Raw genomic sequence first — 21,253 nt, 5'->3', positions numbered from 1 at the left:
GGCGCTTTTTACAATTGTTCAAAACACGTTGGTTACCGACTAGTCTAAATCTTAAATATGGTTTAGCCAAATTTTCCGATTAGTAATGTCAATTATGCCTTCATCTTTAAGGTTTTTTAACTCTCGAAACAGAGATGGCCGCTGCACCCCAAGATAATCGGCAAGCTGCTTTTTGCTGATGGGCAACATAATGCTATTCGAGTGTTGCAAAATAGATTGCTGTCTGAAGTATTCTAAAAGGTTCTCACGAAGGGTTTTCTGTGTCGCCATCGTAATTCTTCGGTTCAACTTCTGAGAGTTAAGCGATAACATTTTGATAAACTGCATCGCAAAATGATAGTCGCGTAAAAAATCCGACACCGATTTCCTGGTGACATGTAAAATCTGCGCATCGGACATACAGTAGATCGTGAACGGGTATGCGTTGGTATCACCAAACAACAAATTTGCTCCCAGCATCTGCCCTTTAGAAAATTCAAACATCGTCATGGCGGAGCCACTTTCTAAAAGGGAATACGCGATAAGGCTACCAGACAGAACAATATCAAGCGTCTTACAACTATCCTTTTGATTATAAACCGTCGCACCTTTTAAATAGCTCTTTAAATATAAATGATTGTCGGAAATCAGCGGCATAAGTATATTCGAAGACAATTGCGAAAACAGCGGTATGGCTTTTACTTTCTCAATCACAGCGGCATCACTCCTTTTCAATAGTATATCATAAAGAAACATATGTGTCTATCCATGTGCAAAACGAAACATTATAATGTCCTTATTGTTGTAAAGGAGGTGATGCAAATGATTGAACAGGTTTTTAAATTGGCCGAAGGAAATGGGAAGGCGATCGAAAAGATTCTGTTTGACGAGAACGTTCAATATCTGCATATGGTGTTCCCGCAAAATGAGGGGCTTCCCGAGCATTTTTCCAATTCCAACGTCTATATGACTGTCGTCCGAGGCAGGCTCTCGATCGGGCTTGGCGGGCAGGAAATTCGTGAGTATACTTCGGGGACTCTGCTGAAGATTCCGTTTAATACGAAGATGAATGTCCGAAACCTGCATGTGGATACATTGGAGCTAATCGTTATAAAGGCTCCCGCTCCAGAGAAATAAATTAATTATGAGAGGAGGATATGCATGGATGTTTTTACGCTGGCAATATGGGTCGGCACATTGATTTTTCTAGGGATATCCCTTGCTAAAGACAAGGTAAAAACAAAACAGGCGCTTAAAATGGCGCTCGGAATGGGAAAAGGGATGGTCGTGAGCATCCTTTCAATTGTTTTCGCAATTGGCCTGATCCTAACTTTGCTGCCACCCACTGAAATTGCAGCGTTTTTGAGTACTCAATCTGCCCTGCTGGCAACTGTTGGAGGTGCCTTGCTCGGTACGATTACACTGGTTCCCGCTTTTATTGCGTTTCCGCTGGTAGGTACATTGGTGAATGCAGGCGTTAGTGTGGTTCCGTCTGTTGCGTTCCTCACGACTCTGACTATGGTGGGAATCGTAACATTCCCCCTGGAAAAAAAGGCGTTTGGAACAAAGTTTACCGCCATCCGAAACGGTCTTAGCTTTCTTTTCGCTATTGCGATTGCGCTTGTGATGGGGGTGATGATATGACAATCATAAAGAAGATAAAAGAAAACCTGTTCTTGGTCACTGTGGCTTTAGCCTATATCATCATGTTCATCGCAAAACCAGCAATGGGCATAGAGTCTGTGAAAAGCAGCGGATATTATATCAAAGAAATGCTCATGATTATGCCCGTCATTTTCGTTCTGACAGCACTTTTGGACATGTGGGTTCCAAAGGAAAAGATTACGCAGTATTTGGGTAAAGACGCCAAAGCGAAAGGCATTTTTTTCTCTTTCTTGGTTGGCAGTATTTCGGCAGGTCCGGTTTATGCGGCGTTTCCAATGTGCATTATGCTTCACAAGAAGGGAGCTTCCATTCGGAATATTGTCATTATCCTAAGCTCATGGGCTGTTATTAAAGTTCCGATGCTCATCAATGAAGTGAAGTTTTTAGGGCCGAAATTCATGGCCATTCGATGGGTACTTACTGTTATTGCCATCATCATTTTTTCATGGATAACAGCGAAAATCATAAAGGACAAAGATTTGCCGGGGGAGGTGCTGACACAGGCTGGGCTTCATATCAACCGGGACGCGTGTATGGGCTGTACACTATGCGCGAAGACTTATCCTGAAGTGTTCGAGATGGAAAACAAAAAGGCGCTTGTAAAGCCGCATGAGGCGCTGGATATGGAAAAGCTGGGGAACGCAATAAAAGCATGCCCGGTAAAGGCTATATCTTACAATGAAGAAAAGAAACTGTAAATATTTTGCCTCCGCTGCAAGGTGTAGCGGAGGTTTTTTGTTGCCTGGAGTAGGTTGGTATCCTCGATAAAGACTCAGTCTTGGCTAAGAAAATTGAGGCTTATTTTATAGTCACACTTCGCCATCTGCGTGAAGTCACATCTACACTCCGGGCAAATCAATGGAACCACACAGCCGGATTTCTGCATCTGTACATTCTGACGACAACCGGCGGTGGAACGTGGAAAGCTGCAGAAAGCGCCCATTCTACGGCGCTTTCTGCGATTTGAATACCCCTGTGTGATTTTGAATACCCTTGCCGAAAATTTGAAAACCCTAACCGATGAAAAATAAAATTGTATTAATGCTTTGGTCACAGCACAAGAGGAGAGTAGGAGTATTTCTGAAAATGTCACCTGGGGTCAGAGGAAAAGGTTTGCTGATGGAAAAGTTAGTCTGCCATACTCACGATTTCTTGGATATGACAGGAGTGAGGATGGTCTGCCGCAGATTAATGAGGAGGAAGCGAAAATAGTCCGGCTTATTTACCGTCTTTTCCTTGAGGGGCAGACACCCCATAGTATTGCAAAACATCTTACCGAGCAAGGCTTAACCTCGCCGGGAGAAAAAGAAAAATGGCAGTCTGGAACTATCCGAAATATTCTAACCAACGAAAAATATAAAGGCGATGCTCTTTTACAAAAGAAATACACAGTAGATTTTCTAACTAAGAAGCAGAAGGTCAACGAGGGTGAAGTCCCCCAATATTATGTGGAAAACAGCCATCCAGCGATTATTCCCTCGGATGTTTTTGATATGGTTCAGGACGAAATGAAACAAAGGAAAACTATGAAAAACCGTCACAGCAGTGTGGGGATGTTCTCAAGCAAGATAGTCTGCGGTGAATGCGGCGGTCTATATGGTTCAAAGGTTTGGCATTCAAACAGTAAGTACCGCAGGGTGATATTCCAATGCAATAATAAATTCAAAGGAGTCGACAAGTGCAAGACCCCGCACGTCACCGAGGATAACATAAAAAAGCTATTTGTCACAGCTGTAAATAAACTTATTTCAAATAAAGATGAGATTTTAGAAAACTTTGAGGTTATAAAGCACACCATATTTGATGTCACTGCACTTGAGACAGAGCATTCGGAAATGAAAGAAGAAATGTCTGTAGTTGCTGGACTTATACAAAAATGTGTCAATGAAAATGCTCAAACTAGGCTTGACCAGAAAGAGTATAAGCAGAGGTATGAAGGGCTAGTTTCAAGGTTTGAAGTGGCAAAGGCAAGGTTCAATGAAATCGGCGAGCATCAACAAAAAATAAAGGTGCGGCGTGAAAGGGTTGAAGCCTTTTTGTGCAGACTTAAGGAGCAAGATGAACTGATTGCTGAATTTGATGAGAGGTTGTGGCATACTCTGGTGGAAACGGTAACTGTCTTCTCAGAAGAGGATATATGGTTCACTTTTAAGGATGGTTCGGAATTCTAAATGCCAGGAAAGCAAGTTTCTACAGGGTAAGTCGGGAGTTATACTTGCAGTTATGGTTGGCAACTAAGGAGATATTCTCTGAGTGGCAATTTTTTCATTTGTGTGAAATGTTATAATTTTCTCATGCCTTTACTTGAAGGTAGCACTTTAGGTAAAGGCTTCACCTCTTGAGCTAAAGCAAATTTAGTTCTTGATAAAACATGATATGAATGATTATTCATTTTTTTTAAGGCTCGTTGTAAACGAGCTGCAACCTTTATTGATTTTGGTATATAACTAATTTTGAAGGAATTATTTTTTCCAGTTGTTCTTTTTTACCTTTATCTCTGCAAAGATCCATATAATTATAGGAAGTATGACTTGCATTGGGAAAGCATAATATTGATAAACCTTAAAAGCCCAATATTTCATTTCCATGATATTATCATAAGCAGTATAAGAAAAATAAATCATTAATAACCCAGTCTGTATCACAATAGACCTGTAATCATTCAACTTAAAAAATTTCCCTATCCCTTTACAGGCAACTAATAGACAGATTGAGCTTTTTATTAATACACCAAAAACAAAAACAATGGAAACTGTTACTTCTATCCTTTGTATAAAATCACCAATACTTGTCTGGCTCACAGTTTCATATGATGGAAAGTAGAAGCTGCCAAGCATATTACCTAACACGGTAATGTTTCTAATTGTAATCATAGTAATAATAAATGATGAAATCAAAATTCCCCACAAGTATACTTTTATGGGCGACTTTTTTGTTTTTAATGCTGAGAAAATACCAATAAACAAAACTGTTTCAGCAAATGGAAACGAAAAAGTAGAAAATCCACCCTTTAATACCGGTGCTATTCCTTTCCCTAAAATCGGTTTTAAATAGCTCATATGAATCTCTGGCAAGCCTAGTATTTGCACCACAACCACAATAAAAAAAACAATTGGGAGAAAATATGTAGTCGTTCTTCCTAATACTTCTATTCCAAGCCTCACAGCAATAATACATGTCACCCCCATACAAAGTAAAGGTACAAACATTGGTGTTTCCGGCATGGCTATTGTATTGATAAATTCTCCAAAATTTCGAAGCACTAAAGCCCCGAGATGAAAAGCATACCATATGTATATAACAGAAAAAACTCTCCCTACTACCTTACCAAATATTATAACTAGAATATCAAACAAGTCTTTTCCTTGGTATAATGATAGTACTCTTGAAAATATCAATAACATCGGGATAAACATAAAAAGGCTAACAATCGTTGAAATCCAGGCGTCATTTTTAGCTTCACCTCCACTACCGAGTATAAGAGTAGTTCCCATCATAAATACGATTAATAGACATATGGCTTCTTTATCTGTTACTTGCTCTTTTAGCATTTTAAACCTACTTTCCAAATATTGAAGTAACTAAATTCTGAATTGGCTTTGCAGGACTTGGAATTTTTACATTAAGACACAGTAATACAACAATTGTAAGTGAAAAAATTCCCAATACTATATTTGTCCAAAAGTCATTCCAATGTTTTTGTTTATATAAGACCCTAAATTCAAAAAATGCTACTATTGCATAAGCTATAATTGCAAGTATAAGCATAATTGCTAATCACCTTCTTGAACTATTTTTGAAATAATGGCACTATTTTTTATGTGTACCTTTGTTTGAACGTTTATTTTCAAATCTTTAAAGATTTGGTCCCAATTACTACTTACAAGATTCCACGCTTTTGTATTATCTTCTTGTAATTTTGCTGCAAAGCGGAAAATATCTGCATCATATTCTTGCTGCACTTTCTTTACTAAAGATTCTATTCGTTCTTTTAATGTATTCTCGGCAAGTCGTTCTAATTTTGTTCGTCCAGCTTCGTCAATGTAGTTTTCTTTGCCATCTATTTCATCTATAGCAACTGTTGTATCGACATTCAAATTTATTTCAATCTGTTTACTATCCACAACCGAGGTGACTTTTGTTCTACTTTCAAATATTTCTAGCGAAACATGTGTATTAATCGATTTTTTTTGTGTTCCTTCAACTAACACTCCAGCTTTAACCTCATTTCTGATGAAAAGCAATGTTTGTGTTTCTTCTCCATTTAGAAAGCCTACTAATTTTCCATTTTTAATGATAGCAGTCCCAAAAATCTGGGGCGACATTTCACTATTTGTTTGCTTCATATTTATTGCAGGAAGAATTGTTGACGCACCTTCAGTTTTCGCTTCAATAGCATAATGTAAGGCATCTATTACTGGAGCTTTGCTTAAGCTCACCTGGTTCTTAAGTATCTCATCCATTATAAAAGATTTGATTTCTTCGCAAATACCTTGCCTTTCAAATATTTCCTTGGCAGTTGCAGCTTCAGAAACCAAAATATTCACATCCTCTCTTCTTTCAGCATTACGTATACACCAATCAATAACACTTTCCAAATTTTCGCTTGCTATTTCTTTACTTAAGATAACTACTTTTGTATGACTCCAAAACAATCTTTTTCCTGACAATGATATCTCATTTCTTACAGCATCAAATAAGGTTTCGCCTTCCATACTTATAGTTTTCGACGCTGTCTTCGTTTCTTTACCTCCAGATATATCTACAATTTCAGGAGTTATCAAGTATTGACCATCTTCACCTCTATCGACAGCAACACCAGCAACAATTGCCATTTTATCTATTTCTCTATAATTCCAACAACCAGTAAAACATATTAAGTTTATTAAAACCATCATTGCCATCATAAAAATCTTAACTTTTCTCATACAATCTATTTCTCCTTGCTTTTTCTTGATGACTGTCTTACTAAGTTTTTTGCAGCAACAATTTTTGGTCTTAATGTCATCACCCACCACGGAGCACGAATCCATACATCCTGTCCGTCATGGTTTTTAGCCCTGGTAACGTTCATCATGTATGGTACACCAAAGGAACGAATGCTCATCAAATGCAAATACATAATAAAAAAGGTTAACAAAAATCCATATATCCCCAAAAATGATGCTCCTATTAAAAAAAATGTACGGAAAATAATTATTGATGTTATAAAATTCATATTGATTAGCGTAGTAATTCCTGTCAATGCAGTTATTATAATTACTGGAGCACTTACCAGCCTTGCTTCCACAGCAGCCTGCCCTAACACAAGTGTACCGACAATATTCACAGTCTGTCCTATTTGAGTAGGCATTCTAGTACCTACTTCCCTCAAAATATCAAATATAAAAAGCATCACAAATAATGCTATTACTGTTGGGAACGGAACCCCTTGCTTTGCACCAGCAATACTTAACAACAATGGTGTGGGTATCATTTCCTGATGGTAGGAGACAATCGATAGAAATATTGCGGGAATAGCAACGGAAGTTACTGCAGTAAAGCCTCTCATGAGCCGATTTATACTAGCAAAAATGAAATTATTATAATAATCCTCATTTGCTTGAATATTCTCAGCAGCTAAATATGGGACTGTTAATACAAAGGGACTTCCATCAACAAAAAGTGCAATTCTTCCTTCCAGGAGTTTTGCTGCAATAACGTCTGGTCTTTCACTTGAACCTACAGTTTCAAATGGGGAATATGGGGAGTCTTTGATTAATTCCTGTATGTAACCAGAATCGATAATACTATCAATCTCTATCTTATCCAGCCTCTGCTCCAATTCCTCTAAAACACCATCTAAAGCCAAACCTTCGATATAACTGATGCAAGTCTTTGTGTTTGTTCTCACTCCAATTTCTTTAAACTTAAATTTCAAATCAGGATTTTTTATTTTACGCCGAACCATTGACAAGTTTACCATAATTGATTCGGTAAAACCTTCCCTTGGACCACGAACAACTCTAGCAGACTCAGGCTCACTGATTGATCTGGTTTGCCAGCCTTTTGAACTTATGACTAATACTTTATCGTATCCTTCCAATAAGAAAAGCGTATCTCCACTAATAACCAAACTAACAATTTTATTAATTTCTGTTTCCAATGTTACATTATTTGAAACAATTACTTTTTTCTTCAATTCTTCTAATAAGTTGTTACTTTCAATATCCTCTGATAAGTCATTACGGAGAACAGGTTGAACAACATTCTCGTTAACAATTTCTGTATTTACCATTCCATCAATATATATGATACAGCACTGAGCAGCTTTTAATCGCTTATTCTCAAACTCTCTAATAATCAATGTTTCATCATTTTTGAAGATATTTTTAAACAAGGAAATATTACTATCTAGTGATTTAACTAGATAATCTTTTTCTAAATGTGTATTAATTCCATTATTGTTTAAGACATTTTCAGCATTTCTTTTTCGATGCTTTTTAAACATATCATCACCCATAAAGATTATTGCCTTATTTTTCATAATATATGCCCATTTACTTTATAAATTATTGAGTAGAATCAGGGAATACATCAATAACAAATCAGCCAGTTGGCGTACTGATGAAAAATTTGTTACTGGATCAGATTTAAAGATTTTCGGATCAGAGGAAGCCTTGTATAGTCCGGAGATAAATTATCTGGGATGCCAAATCGGCTTTGTTCTTAATGTTTTTTAAATTTTAGTCGATATATGATATGTGAAAATGTGCATCAAATTGAGGAAAGCATACAAAGTTGGTTTAGATGGTATGTGGTAACCCAAAACTCATAAATAGGAGGTCTTAATATCAATATAAATATATTCCACATAACAAAAAGAAAAATATATGTAGTTCCGGGAGCCCTGCTGTTTTTTGTATTGCTTGTGAAAATTTTCTCAACTATCCCTGATACCGAGGATAATCACAAATCTGCAGATATTATGTACTCTCTGGAATACAAAGAAGACAAATCAGGCAAACTGAGCCTCACGGACATAGAAACTCCTGAAATCAGCGGAGCATTTATTCCGCATGATGATACAACACTTTATATCGGGCAGAATCGTTCTACTTGGTGGATTAGAATGAAGCTCGAAAAAATACCATCAGATGCAAATCAGTTATACATTTTTATTAACAATCCGACCGTTGAAACTGCTGTACTTTATATACCTGTTGAAGGAGACACTGATGGCAGATATGAAGACCTGCATTCAGGGTGGGGTTTTCATGGAAAAAAGCAGGATATAAGCTATACCTATCCGGTATTTATGCTTCCTGAGGATATACTGCCTGGAAAATATATATACCTTCAGCTTCACTCTCCCTTTACACAGAACTATAACATCGGGATAATGGATGAGGAGCAGTTTAAAGTAAACAAGCAAAAAAACATCCTATTTGTAGGCACTGTTTTTGGGTTGATGCTGGCGATTGCCCTACTAAATTTTTTAAGCTTTCTTTCTTTACGGGACAGCACCTATATTTTTTATGTTGTTTACCTTGTGCTGATGGTCTTCTACCAGAATGCACTGCTTGGAATATCCAGAATTTATATGGGAGGCTTTGCTGATGCACTGGTTTCCAATGTTGTCACCGTGGGGCTGTTTATGCTGGTTTCTGAATTGTTTTTTGCCATGGCCTTTCTAAAAACGAACAGTAACTTTCCGGTTTTGGACAGGCTTGCCAAAGCGTTGATTTTATTCTGCTATCTGGATGTCATCCTCATGCTTCTAGGGTACAGATATGAGGCCAGTGTTATATCAATGCCTCTTTCGGTATTGACAGCGCTGCTCATATTATATATGGCCATTCGTGCCACATCGGCAGGGATTGGTCAAGCTAAGTATTTCCTAGCGGGTTGGTCTGTTATGTGCTTCTCATTAGTAATATTTACCGCAAGAGTATGGGGAATTATACCGAATACAGATTGGAGTCTCTCCATTGTTATGGTATCGTCAGCTATTGAATCTGTTCTCCTGTCCATAGCACTGACAGCCCGTATTTCTTCTCTACGGAAGGAAAAGGAACAGACCGTACTGCTTTTCAAGAGTGCGGAGGAAGCCTCTATTTCAAGTGAAACGGCGTTTTTACAGGCACAGATCAAGCCACATTTTCTTTACAATGCTTTAAATGTTATCGCCGCTATTTGTCGTATTGATTCCATCCGAGCAAGAGATCTGGTGCTGGATTTATCCAGCTACCTGCATCACAGCTTTGACTTTCGCAATATTGAAAGATATATTACCTTTGATGAGGAGATGGATTTCATTCAGGCTTATGTGAGAATAGAGCAGGCCCGTTTCAGGGATAAGCTTACAGTACAATATGAGCTTGAGGATACAGAGGAACTGATGCTACCACCTTTAATACTGGAGCCTTTGGTCGAAAATGCCATCCGCCATGGGATACGAAAAAGGGATGGAGGAGGAACTGTAGCGATAAGGGTTAAAAATTTCCTGGATTCCTTTATGATTGAGGTTGAAGATGATGGAGTCGGAATGTCGTCTGAACAGCTAGAAAAAATAAAGACGGAAAGTCAGAATGCAGGTAGCGGAGTGGGGCTAGTCAATATACAAAGGCGTCTATGGAGACTTTACGGAGGTCAGCTTGACATACAGAGCCATCCTGGAGAAGGAACAAAAATAATCTTGGAGCTGCCGAAAGGAGGAAAAAGTAAGTGATAAAAGCTGTTATCGTGGATGATGAGTTTTATGCATTGGAAGGCTTGCACATGGAACTTGAGGATATGGGAGGTATTGAGGTTCAGGCAATGTATGAAAACGGCATGCAATTTCTAAAAGAAGCAAGTACCCTTTCTCCCGATATTGTTTTTCTTGATATAGAAATGCCCGGTTTGAATGGCTTTGAGTTGTTAGAGAAGCTTATGGACGCAGGTATCCGTACAAATGTTGTATTTGTGACGGCTTACAATCATTACGCGGTACAGGCTTTTGAAATAAATGCGATAGATTATATTGTGAAGCCGGCGACAAAATTCCGTCTGGCAAAAACCCTCGAACGTATCAAGCCCGGAGATGAATTGAGAAAAACCAAAAAGATGGAAGTCAGATGCTTCAGGCACTTTTCTATTTTGGTGGATGGAAATGAAATCAATACTGGCTGGAGAACCAGAAAAGCGGAGGAATTAATCGCTTTTCTCCTGTGTGAAAAAGGGGAATTTGTCTCCAAGGAAAAAATTGCAGAGGCTCTATGGCCTGAGACGGATGGAGAAAAAGGAGTGTCAAATCTTTATCTAGCGTATTATTACATTAAGAAGCAGGAAAATATCAATGGCATCCGAATTCCGGTAGAATCAGAGCGGGGGAAAATGAGAATAAATTTGGAAGATATCGATTGCGATATGCTAGTTTTCGACAAATATGCCGAAAAGATAGACGATCTAAATGGTGCAGATAGGATTGCGTATTTGGAAAAGACCGTTAGGCTTTATAAGGGAACAGTATTTGAAGACAGATATTATTCATGGACAGTAAGCGTTCAGCAGCAATATGAAATGGAATATGTGAAAATACTGAACAGCTTAAAGGAGTATTACGAAAATACATCAGATATAGAAAATTCAAACTATTATACAAAAAAACTGAACGAATTTTTAATAAAATAATTTGATAAATTGCCGGTTTCTGAAAAAAGAAGCCGGTTTTTTTGTGTTTGTAAAGATTTTGTAAAGATTTTATGTTTTATAATGAAGAAGATGTCGAATTTTAATGTTTGATTTTAGGTGAAGGGGGCGAAATCTATATTTGCAGATAGTTTTGATATGTTCCAAAAAGGAAGAAGTTTTGAATGTGTTAAGTTTTGTAAATGCATTCGGAGATGAGAACAACATTGTATCTGTTGATTCTTTTGTACAAGCTGAAAATTTCCTAAAGCAGCATACGACAGATATAGTGCTACTGGATGCAGATGCGGAGCAAGTGAATTGGTTGTTTGTATATCGTAAAATCAGGACTATTGATAAAGAAGTGAAAGTAGTATTGATGAGCACAGTGAAAGACTTTGCCGTAAGTGCGTTTGAAGCAGGGATATGGGACTACCTTATTAAACCTGTGAAGTTGGAACAGCTCAAGAGAGTGTTAAGGAAAAAATGACAAAGCAGACAAAAAATTTCTATCAAGGAGAAGATGTGAATGAAAAAAATTCTTAGGAAAACCATGGCATTCATTTTATCGGCATTGATGATTCTTGTCATGCTCCCGGTGCAAACGGTGCTGGCGGTGGATTCCGAATATATCACCTACTACAGCACGGTAGATTTTGGGGACGCCTCGACATTAACAACACAGGGTGCCGTCAACAGCACTTCAAACGACAACGTGGTCAGTGTATCCAGTGGAAGCCTGATACTGACGCCTGCGGGAGAGTATTACACAGGCTCGGCATTTTTTAATAAAAAAATCAAACAGTCGGATGGCTTCAGCACTTATTTCAACTTCACCCTTGCAAACCGGAATAATGACATAGAAGCATCCAACGTTGGCGCTGATGGTTTGGTATTCATTATCGCCGCGGACACAAACGGGATTGGTTCAACGGGCGAAGGTCTCGGTTATTCAGGTATAGAAAACAGTGTCGGTATTGAGTTCGACACGTATAAGAATGACAGTGAGAATGACGGTGATCATATAGGCATCAATCTCGATGGTGCATTAACAAGCGACAGTACTGATACATATAGTGCAGGCTTAGATGCCGATTATTTCAACGCTGACGGTCCCTTCTACGTCTGGATTGATTATAAGGGCGATACGCATTTGCTAAGTGTCTATATAAGCACCTCCAACACAAGACCGGGTACGGCGAGCCTTCAAAAAGAAATCGACCTTTCAACTTACTGCGGCAGCGAATATTACGTTGGTTTCACCGCTGCGACAGGGTTATACTATGAAGAACACAAGATTAACAAGTGGTACTTTGAAAATTCTTATGTCGAAGGCGGTCTTTCGGACGCTGGCGTTTATGACTCCGACCGCGTTGTACCTACGGCTCCAACATTTTCAATCTCAGGTACCGATGTAACGGTTACAGGTTCGACGGACGTAGCTTCTGGCGTCGACCACTACGAATATCAGCTTAATGGCACAAGCGGAACCTGGTCAACTGGCAGTACGGTCAGCGTTTCTGGGCACTCCGCTGTCACGGTCTATGCCCGCGCAGTCGATGGGGTCGGCAATATTAGCAATGTCAGTTCGCAGACCTACTATAGCGTAAACTTTGCGGTGACGGATGCCGGGGCCGCCTCCGGAAGCACCATATCGGCGACGTATGACGGGAACACGATAACAAGCGGGTCTGTCGTTCCAAGTGGAAATACGCTGATAATCACCGCCGTCGGAGAGGGTGTCAACGAATACGATTACATCTGGTCGGGAAACGGAACGAGCAACGAGACGACATCGTCACTGACGATAAATACGCTGAGCAACGCGGTGGACGCGACCTGCACGGTGACGGGCGCAGCGGCGGCTTCAGTTGAACTCACTGATATTGACTGGTCAAATTCGCCGTCCTATACCTGCAGATTGGATATGTCCGAGACGTCTAGAATGGTGACCATTTCCGTAGACAGCGGGTATTTTACTATACCGTCGATTGGTACAGCTCTCACCTATCAAGGCGGCACGAACGCCTCAAACTATATTGATACATATTCCAACTCGACGCAATACGATAGCATAGTCTTTTCCTTTAGCGATGTTGCAGTGGCGGAGACGCTTCTGAGTGCAATAATTTATACGCCGGCAGATACGACGCAGAAGATCACGGCCACCTCCAGTACGGTATCACCCATAGACGGCGATTTGTATTTTGAAGGACACTTTTACCGATATGTCCCCGTTGGCCTCCGAATCGACTGGCCGAGTGCGGTGGTCGCCGCCGGCAGCACAGCGGACACCCATTACTTCGGCGGACGCGGATATATCGCCACGGCTACGAGTCAGGCGGAAAACTCAATCCTTCTCAAGCTGACAGACACGGGCGGCGTCGGCGATGACCACTGGTACGATGCTTGGATGGGCGGCCTCTGGCAGCGAAACACAGGCACCGTTGATTCTCCGACTATCACTCGGGGCATAGACGGCAATGAGATTACGTATACCGACCTCTCTGGCGCAACATCCGATCAACGCGTCAGTATTCTTAAAGATTTCTCTCAAACCTACAGTGATGATACTGTCTGTACCGGCACGACAAGCGGAAAATATATCTATGAGCATTCGGACGTCGTGCGTTATTACTGGATTGACGGTCCCGAAGCCGGACAGGAAATAGCATACAATACAACTGATTTCTCGCCGTGGCATGGCGGAGAACCTAACGGCGGTGACTTCGTCTATATCGGCTGGGAAGGTGCGTATTGGGACGATCTTAGTGCCTATAATAACGATACAGGTTTGAGTTTTGACAAGCTTGATGGTTACATTGTCGAATTCTCCGGCTTTAATGGCGGTTCAACAGCCAGCAAGATTGCAAGTGCTACAAAAACGGTTAACTCCGTTTATACGGTTACTCTTAATACAAACGGCGGAACCGTCAACAGCGGAGACATCACGTCTTATACCTATGGCGTGGGCGCCACACTTCCCACCGATGTTACTAAGTCCGGTGCTACCTTCGGAGGCTGGTTTGATAACGAAAGCCTAACCGGCGATGCTGTAACAACGATCAGCACAACAGATACCGGCAATAAGGCCTTTTGGGCAAAGTGGACGTCCGATTTGTCAGTCAATCTGGGCAATTCGGTATTCTCAAACGATACTGACTACAGCTTTCCTGATTTGACACTTGCATCTTCAATCAACATTGGCGTTGTGACTATCAGCGTAGATAAAGCGGCAGCTGAAGGCAGTACAATCACCCTGCCGAATTCGACACCCGGTGGGGATCCAACAGTACTAACTGACCTTGATGGACTGACCAAGACGGTGGTTTTTGCTTCAGCACAGAGTGCATCAAACGTCCAGGCTTATCTGCGTGCTGTTCAATTTGCTCTGAGTCCGGAGGGTACACAGACTGTCACGATGACAACAGATGCTAACCAGACAAGCGGCTTAAGTTCGACCATGAAACTTACTGCCTTCTATAACCATCCTGATGGTACGACCCATTATTATCTATATGCGGGCACCAATAGAGTCAGCTGGGTTGATGCCTATAACGCTGCAAAAAATATGAAGTTTATGGGAATGACCGGCTATTTGCCGACGATTACCTCTGAAGATGAAAATAATGTATTGCATAATATCTCCGAAAACGGTGCTTGGTCGGGAGGGACTCGACTCAAAGCAGGCGGTACTACCATCCTAGAAGATCCGTCCTCATTGACCAGCAATGACTATGCCGCGCTGAATACGACGACTGATTATTTCTATTGGGCGTGTGGTCCGGAAGCAGGACTTCAATACTACACAGGTAATAACACAGAAGGATCTTTAGTCGACGATGCCTTTTATGATGACGCTCCATTGGCTTCGTTCTGGTACAGCGGCGAACCCAATAATGCCAATGGCAATGAAGCTGAACAGTGCATGCAGGTGAATTTTAATAATCAGGCATGGAACGATGTGCCGTATACGTTCGATGGAAACTTGTACTATTTCGTTGAATTTGGTGGCTACATAGGTAGCACGGGTACAATTAAGAAAATTGCCAATGATCCGGGCAGTCCTGACGCATTATTGACAGTCAGCGCTTCGGCGACAGTAGTAACCTATACCATCACCTATAACCTCAACGATGGTACAAATCCTGATAACGCACCTACAGGCTACACCCACGGGACAAGTGTGACGCTGCCGACACCAACAAAGTCGAACTTCACCTTCGGCGGCTGGTTTGACAACGAAAGCCTAACCGGCAATGCTGTAACAACAATCAGCACAACAGATACCGGCAATAAGGCCTTCTGGGCTAAGTGGTCTATCATTCCTATCACAGCAGCAGGTGTGACGGGAATGGTAGCACCTTCAGCAGGCGGCACACCCATAGCAGTGGGAAGCCTGACAGCTGAAGCAGGAACCTACACCGTAACAAGCCTTACATGGAAGAACAATGACGGAACAGCTGCAACGCTGACCCCGGAAGAGAAATTCAAAGCAGATACCATATACAAGGCAGAAATAGAGTTGACATCAGCCGTAGGAAATAAGTTCCAAGCATCAGGCTTCACCCCGACGGTAAATGCAGGGACAGCCGGTGCAGGAACCGTAAGCGGTGGCGATGTTGAAGGAAATAAACTGACTTTTATGGTTACCTTTGATACAACCGCGGCACAATCTGTAACAGGCATCGGTGTAACCATCCAGCCAACCAAGATGAGCTACACCGAAAGCACAGACGGAATCCTTGCGTTGAACGGCATGGCGATAACAGAAACCTATAATGACGGGTCAACAGGGACAGTGACCTTCACAGACGGGACAGCGGCAGGCTATACCGCAAGTCCGGTAAATGGAGACACACTGACCAATGCAGCCCACAACAACATAAAGGTAACCATTACACATACAGCATCAAGCCAAACGGCACAGACCGTCAACCTGACTGTAAACCCAGTGCCGGATACACAAGCAACACCAAGCTTCAGTCCTGCATCCGATGCTATTGCCTTCGGCAGCACAGTGACCATCACCTCAGCTGGAGCAGACCATATTTACTACACTACTGACGGAACCAACCCGGCCACGACGGTAGGCGGTTCCACATTAGAATACACTGCACCTGTCACAGTAAATGCGGCAGTAACCATCAAGGCAATTGCCGTAAAAGCAGGAAACCTTGACAGCGACATAGGAAGTGCGAGCTACACCCAGGCGGCAAGTGCAGACCTGGCAAACATCGTGATAAGTGGCACCCCTGCAAACTTCACTTTTGCAGGAAGTACATATACCTACAACGGAGTAACCGTTGCAAATGGAGTGTCTGGTATCACCGTCACCCCATCGGGAGCAGGAACGATTACAGTGGACGGAACACTGGTAACCAGCGGTCAGGCATCGGAAAGTATTGCCCTGACAGCAGGAGTTGAAAAGACCATCACCGTAGTGGTTACCGAAACTGGCAAGAGCCCTAAGACATACACCATCAAGGTGACAAGAGAAGTAATAAACGCACCGGCAGCAACTGCCATTCAGTCTGCAGTTGCTGGTGACGGCCAGGTCACAATAACATGGAGCAATGTTTCAGGAGCTACAAGCTACAAAGTATATAAGAGCTCTACATCGGGTACATACGGAGCACCGGAACAAACTGTTGCTGAAAATGTGTACAGCTATGATGCTGTAGGCCTCACCAACGGAACTACATACTATTTTGTAGTAAAAGCAAGTAATGCAGGGGGAGACAGCATAAATTCAAATGAAGTAAGTGCGACACCACAGGTAGCAGCACCGGGAGCACCTGTTCTGCAGACTGCGGTTGCAGGAGACGGACGTGTTACATTGACATGGAGTGCAATAGAAGGTTCTGATGGATACAAGGTATATGAAAGTACAGCTTCCGGAACTTATACTACACCTGCAAACACAGTTGCGGGATCGGTATATAGCTGTGAAGTGATAGGACTAAACAATGGAATGGCATATTACTTTGTAGTAAAATCAAGCAATCCTGGAGGAGACAGTGCTTATTCTAATGAAGTAAGTGCGACACCGCAAGTATCTGCACCTTCTGCACCAACAGGTGTAACGGCAACAGCAGGAAACGCAAAGGTAGTATTGAATTGGACTGGTGTATCGGGTGCTACAGGCTACAAAATATATCAGGCTGCTTCAACTGAGGCATATGAATCACCATTAACAACAGTTGCGGGGGATGTTTACAGCTATGATGCTACTGCGCTTACAAATGGAACAATCTATTACTTTGTCATCAAAGCAACAAATGAGGGTGGAGATAGTACCAATTCTGTGGAAGTCAGTGCAATGCCTAAAACTGTACCAGGTACGCCTACAAATGTATCAGCTATAGCAGGAAACGGTGAAGCAACGATTACATTTACGGCACCAGCCGATAATGGAGGAAGCCCAATTACAGGATACATTGTAACATCCGGTCCTAGCAATATAACAGCAACGGGCACCGGTACAACAATTACGGTTACAGGCTTGACTAATGGTACGACCTATACCTTTACAGTCAAAGCAGTCAATGCTGTAGGGAATGGAGCAGATTCAACAGCTTCAAATTCTGTTACGCCGCGTAGGCCATCAAGCGGAGGAAGTTCAAGCGGAAATACAACACCAGCAACCCCGACTGAACCAACAAAGCCTACGGAAACTGGTGTTGAAATACAGGTGAATGGCAAAGTCGAAACTGCTGCAACAGCAACTACCATTAAGGTTGATGAAAAGACCGTTACAACCGTTACAGTGGATGATAAAAAGGTAGAACATAAGCTTGAAGAAGAAGGTAAAAATGCTGTTGTAACCATTCCCGTAAATAATAACGCAGATGTAGTGGTTGGGCAGTTAAACGGGCAGACTGTCAAGAACATGGAAACAAAGGAAGCTGTTCTTGAGATTAAAACTGCCAATGTTACATATACGCTGCCAGCATCAGAAATAAATATTGATGCTGTATCCAGTCAAATTGGTCAGCAGGTGGAACTTAAGGATATAAAGGTTAATGTTACCATCGCAGCACCACCCCAGGACACTGTGAAGGTGGTAGAGAATACAGCAAGTAAGAACAACTACCAGGTGGTTATTAAACCAGTTGATTTTGAGATTACCTGCACAAGTGGAAATAAGACTGTTGATGTTTCAAAATTCAACGGATATGTAGAAAGAACAGTGGCAATCCCTGATGGAGTAGATCCAAGCAAAATAACAACAGGTATTGTGCTGAACGGTGACGGAACCTTCTCGCATGTTCCGACAACCGTCACTGAGATTAACGGAAAGTATTATGCAAAAATCAACAGCTTAACTAATAGTACCTACTCAGTGATATACAGCCCTAAAACCTTTAAGGATGTTGAAAATCACTGGGCAAAGGATCAAGTGAATGACATGGGCTCAAGGCTGGTTATCAGCGGGGTATGCGAAGATAAGTTTGACCCTGACAGAGATATTACCAGGGCAGAATATGCTGCAATCGTAGTAAGGGCACTTGGGCTTATGCGTTCGGGAGCCGGAAAAGATATCTTTACTGATATGAAAAAGGATGCATGGTATTATGATGCAGTAACAATTGCCTATGAATACGGAATCATATCGGGTTATGGCAACGGCAAATTTGGATCGGAAGACAAAATAACCCGTGAACAGGCCATGACAATGATATCCAGAGCAATGGTTATTACTAAGCTGAAGGCTGAGTATAAATCTGAAGATGCAAAAGCACTGCTTGCAGATTTTGGTGATTCAGGAGAATCATCAGAATGGGCGAAGGAACACATTGCGAAATGTATAAAAGCAGGAATTGTATCAGGAAAGGGTAATAAAATGCTTGTTCCGAAAGACAATATCACTAGGGCAGAGGTAGCAGCGATCACAAGAAGGCTTCTGCAAAAATCGAATCTGATTAACTAAAAACAAGTATATCTATCTATATTAAACCCTTAAAGTAATCTCAAAAAGCCTTGAAAATTCATCTGTATAGACGTTTTTTCAAGGCTTTAACTAAGTTGAATTTTTTTAACTTAGTTAAAGCATAAGGCATCTTTATTGATATGTAAATGTGTTTTCTAAAAATAAACTATGTTTTTATATAGTGTATTTGGTGTAATTGAAATTAGAAGTTGGTTGGCTAGATTAGCATTGAATTTGGTACAAAATTTTGGGTAAGGTAATCCACTAGCACCTCATGAGGTGAGTTTCGTAGAAAAGTATTATTATCAAAAATGTATTACTAAATTGTATACGACCTATGTGGTAACGCATCTCGTACAAGGAAACATACAAATAATTGAGAATAGATTAAAATGTAATTTATGGTGATGCACCCCACTATAAAGTTTGCACCCCCTCTTAGAATCATCAACCAAGGAAAAATTAAATTGTATCAATGACGCTCATTTTAGACACAATTTGTCTGAAAACCCTTGTGTATCAAGGGTTTTTGGCATTTTAATGAGAAAAATAGCAGCAAAATTTAATGTTTTTCATTATACTTTGCTGCTATTTTTTATGAATTTATCTTTTTTATCTTGAATCCTTATTGTATTGCTTGAATTAATTTCCTTACTCCCACCATATTTATTGCTCTTCTCATATTATAGGCAAGGAAACTAAGTCCCAGCTCTGCGGTTGCTTTTTCTTTACCCTTGCATAATAGATAATGTGCTCCATGATACCATTTGACTGTTCCAAAAGGATGTTCAGACAGGCACATTAGTTCTTTTATCTTTTGAATATCTTCCTTGATTTTAAGAACGATTTTCTTTTTAGTAGAGAAATCTTTTCTACCAAGAGTGTGATTGAATGGATTCATAGGAATGTCATGAGGAATTGGGTTCAACATACAGCCTGGACTACCTTACATATGGACAGGTACATATTTTGTATTTGGTCCGAAGCTTACTGTTTTAGGGCCATTAGAACTAGTACACTCATAGCTTTACAAAAGCACGGAACACATTTTTTAAGGCTTTTGCGTTGCCCTTTCGAAAATCTGCAATAGTTCTGAAATCAGGCGTAAGTTTTCTAAGGAGGTAGAATAGTTCAATGTTCCTTGTGCATTCTATCATCAGCTTCCGGCTGGAGCGTATTTTATTGAAGTAACCATATACATACAATCTGAGCATGTCCTTTGGCGAATAGGGTGGTCTTCCTGTTTCATTTGGAGTAGAATGGATAAAGCCGGTTTCTGTAAGTTGAAGACTTTCAACAAAAGCATCTATGATCCTGACCTTGTATATATTTCATAATGCCCTCACATAATTTGTATTATATACATTATATCATAATTATGGTATAATGTGTTAAATAAAAGGTTGTTTTTGTGGACTTTTCGGACAGCCTGACCAAATTAAAAGACTGTCGTTGATACAATGGCAGTTTTTTATTTTGCCATGAAACGGTTTGTATTAAGCACTTTGGGTGATATTTGCGTTTGTATTGGGGATAAAACGAACTTTAATGGTGGTATAATTTGTAAATTACGAACCCGGTATAGTTATTTTATACTCCCCTTTAAATAAATTCTTTGGAATAATTAAAAGGTTTAGGTATCGTTAAAAGGTTTGAAATGATATTTTTATTTATATAGGGGGTCGCAATTTTACGTACCTTAAACAAATATGCAAAAGGAAAGATGGTCTTGCATATTTGTTTAAGGTAAAAAATGGCAACAACCATCTTATGCCTGAAATGGAATATTCTGTAGTGATCATCTCGCCTCGTTTTACCTATATAGTTTCATTTAGAGTATCAACTTCGGGAAGAATTAGAGGATAGCGGCCGTCGATTACATCATTTGTTGCCATTTCGTGAGCCTCATATCCGATGATTGCTTCAAGTTCTCCTGCAATATCGACTCGCAGCGCCTGAGCCAATTCATCATTAGACATTTGTCTTGGTATATTTGCCACAAAAGGGTTTCCTAAAAGGGCCATA

The 21,253-nt window shown here is 40.7% G+C and carries 14 protein-coding genes and 3 pseudogenes; 9 read left to right on the top strand and 8 right to left on the bottom strand.

What is annotated here, in order from left to right; all coding sequences use genetic code 11:
• Positions 1-51: 51 nt before the first annotated feature.
• The gene (locus ACECE_RS0204275; protein ID WP_235715912.1) at positions 52-693 is read right to left on the bottom strand and encodes a Crp/Fnr family transcriptional regulator; all 642 of its coding nucleotides are present in this window, start codon (positions 691-693) and stop codon (positions 52-54) included.
• Between the two features lie 108 nt (positions 694-801).
• Between ACECE_RS0204275 and ACECE_RS0204270 the strand changes: the two genes are divergently transcribed.
• From ACECE_RS0204270 to ACECE_RS26575, 4 genes are all read left to right on the top strand, one after another.
• The gene (locus ACECE_RS0204270; protein ID WP_010244532.1) at positions 802-1,116 is read left to right on the top strand and encodes a cupin domain-containing protein; all 315 of its coding nucleotides are present in this window, start codon (positions 802-804) and stop codon (positions 1,114-1,116) included.
• A 24-nt stretch (positions 1,117-1,140) separates the two neighbouring features.
• Complete coding sequence (locus tag ACECE_RS0204265; protein ID WP_010244529.1) at positions 1,141-1,623, top strand: permease; 483 nt, start codon at positions 1,141-1,143, stop codon at positions 1,621-1,623.
• Entirely contained in the window at positions 1,620-2,342 is a 723-nt protein-coding gene (locus ACECE_RS0204260) for a permease (protein ID WP_010244526.1), read from the top strand. Before ACECE_RS0204265 ends, ACECE_RS0204260 begins: the two co-directional genes overlap by 4 nt.
• A 348-nt stretch (positions 2,343-2,690) precedes the next feature.
• A complete protein-coding gene (locus ACECE_RS26575; RefSeq protein ID WP_010244524.1) occupies positions 2,691-3,815 on the top strand; it encodes a recombinase family protein in 1,125 nt (374 codons plus the stop codon).
• A 291-nt stretch (positions 3,816-4,106) separates the two neighbouring features.
• Here the strand turns inward: ACECE_RS26575 and ACECE_RS0204250 are convergent, their stop codons facing one another.
• The 4 genes from ACECE_RS0204250 to ACECE_RS0204235 are packed head-to-tail and all read right to left on the bottom strand — an operon-like array spanning position 4,107 to position 8,170.
• Complete coding sequence (locus ACECE_RS0204250) at positions 4,107-5,195, bottom strand: GerAB/ArcD/ProY family transporter (RefSeq protein ID WP_010244520.1); 1,089 nt, start codon at positions 5,193-5,195, stop codon at positions 4,107-4,109.
• Between the two features lie 7 nt (positions 5,196-5,202).
• A complete protein-coding gene (locus ACECE_RS0204245) occupies positions 5,203-5,412 on the bottom strand; it encodes a hypothetical protein (protein WP_010244517.1) in 210 nt (69 codons plus the stop codon).
• 5 nt (positions 5,413-5,417) lie between these two features.
• Positions 5,418-6,572, bottom strand: coding sequence for a Ger(x)C family spore germination protein (locus ACECE_RS0204240; protein WP_010244515.1), 1,155 nt, complete (start codon positions 6,570-6,572; stop codon positions 5,418-5,420).
• Positions 6,573-6,577: 5 nt separating this feature from the next.
• On the bottom strand, positions 6,578-8,170 hold the full coding sequence (locus ACECE_RS0204235) for a spore germination protein (RefSeq protein WP_010244512.1): 1,593 nt from the start codon (positions 8,168-8,170) through the stop codon (positions 6,578-6,580).
• Between the two features lie 384 nt (positions 8,171-8,554).
• Between ACECE_RS0204235 and ACECE_RS29040 the strand changes: the two genes are divergently transcribed.
• The 5 genes and pseudogenes from ACECE_RS29040 to ACECE_RS26565 all read left to right on the top strand — a co-directional run bounded on the left by ACECE_RS29040 (position 8,555) and on the right by ACECE_RS26565 (position 19,228).
• Positions 8,555-10,354 (top strand): 7TM diverse intracellular signaling domain-containing protein, encoded by a 1,800-nt coding sequence (locus ACECE_RS29040; protein ID WP_162862479.1) that lies wholly within the window; start codon positions 8,555-8,557, stop codon positions 10,352-10,354.
• On the top strand, positions 10,351-11,298 hold the full coding sequence (locus ACECE_RS0204225; RefSeq protein WP_010244506.1) for a LytR/AlgR family response regulator transcription factor: 948 nt from the start codon (positions 10,351-10,353) through the stop codon (positions 11,296-11,298). Before ACECE_RS29040 ends, ACECE_RS0204225 begins: the two co-directional genes overlap by 4 nt.
• 139 nt (positions 11,299-11,437) lie before the next feature.
• Positions 11,438-11,785: a response regulator gene (locus ACECE_RS0204220; RefSeq protein WP_010244505.1), complete on the top strand. Its 348-nt coding sequence runs from the start codon at positions 11,438-11,440 to the stop codon at positions 11,783-11,785.
• A 39-nt stretch (positions 11,786-11,824) separates the two neighbouring features.
• Positions 11,825-12,607, top strand: a pseudogene (locus ACECE_RS32270) (L-type lectin-domain containing protein); the annotation flags it as partial.
• Positions 12,608-13,123: 516 nt separating this feature from the next.
• Positions 13,124-19,228 (top strand): S-layer homology domain-containing protein, encoded by a 6,105-nt coding sequence (locus ACECE_RS26565; RefSeq protein ID WP_456049005.1) that lies wholly within the window; start codon positions 13,124-13,126, stop codon positions 19,226-19,228.
• Positions 19,229-19,853: 625 nt separating this feature from the next.
• On the opposite strand, the gene ACECE_RS0204210 is transcribed toward ACECE_RS26565, so the two are convergent.
• From ACECE_RS0204210 to ACECE_RS26560, 3 genes and pseudogenes are all read right to left on the bottom strand, one after another.
• Positions 19,854-20,159 carry a hypothetical protein gene (locus ACECE_RS0204210; protein ID WP_010244500.1) on the bottom strand — a complete coding sequence of 102 codons (306 nt, stop codon included), beginning with the start codon at positions 20,157-20,159 and terminating at the stop codon, positions 19,854-19,856.
• Positions 20,160-20,250: 91 nt separating this feature from the next.
• Positions 20,251-20,547: pseudogene (locus ACECE_RS30005) on the bottom strand (transposase); the annotation flags it as partial.
• Positions 20,548-21,108: 561 nt separating this feature from the next.
• Positions 21,109-21,252, bottom strand: a pseudogene (locus tag ACECE_RS26560) (demethoxyubiquinone hydroxylase family protein); the annotation flags it as partial.
• Position 21,253 lies beyond the last annotated feature (1 nt).

This window comes from Acetivibrio cellulolyticus CD2, from assembly GCF_000179595.2.
In the GTDB taxonomy this organism is placed as follows: Bacteria; Bacillota; Clostridia; order Acetivibrionales; family Acetivibrionaceae; genus Acetivibrio; species Acetivibrio cellulolyticus.
This window is presented reverse-complemented; position numbering and strand designations above follow the sequence as displayed.

Excerpts from the sequence above, each read along its gene's own strand:
- ACECE_RS0204210 (WP_010244500.1), bottom strand. The coding sequence starts at position 20,159 with ATGTTGAACCCAATTCCTCATGACATTCCTATGAATCCATTCAATCAC.
- ACECE_RS0204270 (WP_010244532.1), top strand. The coding sequence starts at position 802 with ATGATTGAACAGGTTTTTAAATTGGCCGAAGGAAATGGGAAGGCGATC.
- ACECE_RS0204240 (WP_010244515.1), bottom strand. The coding sequence starts at position 6,572 with ATGAGAAAAGTTAAGATTTTTATGATGGCAATGATGGTTTTAATAAAC.
- ACECE_RS0204245 (WP_010244517.1), bottom strand. The coding sequence starts at position 5,412 with ATGCTTATACTTGCAATTATAGCTTATGCAATAGTAGCATTTTTTGAA.
- ACECE_RS0204235 (WP_010244512.1), bottom strand. The coding sequence starts at position 8,170 with ATGAAAAATAAGGCAATAATCTTTATGGGTGATGATATGTTTAAAAAG.
- ACECE_RS0204250 (WP_010244520.1), bottom strand. The coding sequence starts at position 5,195 with ATGCTAAAAGAGCAAGTAACAGATAAAGAAGCCATATGTCTATTAATC.
- ACECE_RS0204260 (WP_010244526.1), top strand. The coding sequence starts at position 1,620 with ATGACAATCATAAAGAAGATAAAAGAAAACCTGTTCTTGGTCACTGTG.
- ACECE_RS0204265 (WP_010244529.1), top strand. The coding sequence starts at position 1,141 with ATGGATGTTTTTACGCTGGCAATATGGGTCGGCACATTGATTTTTCTA.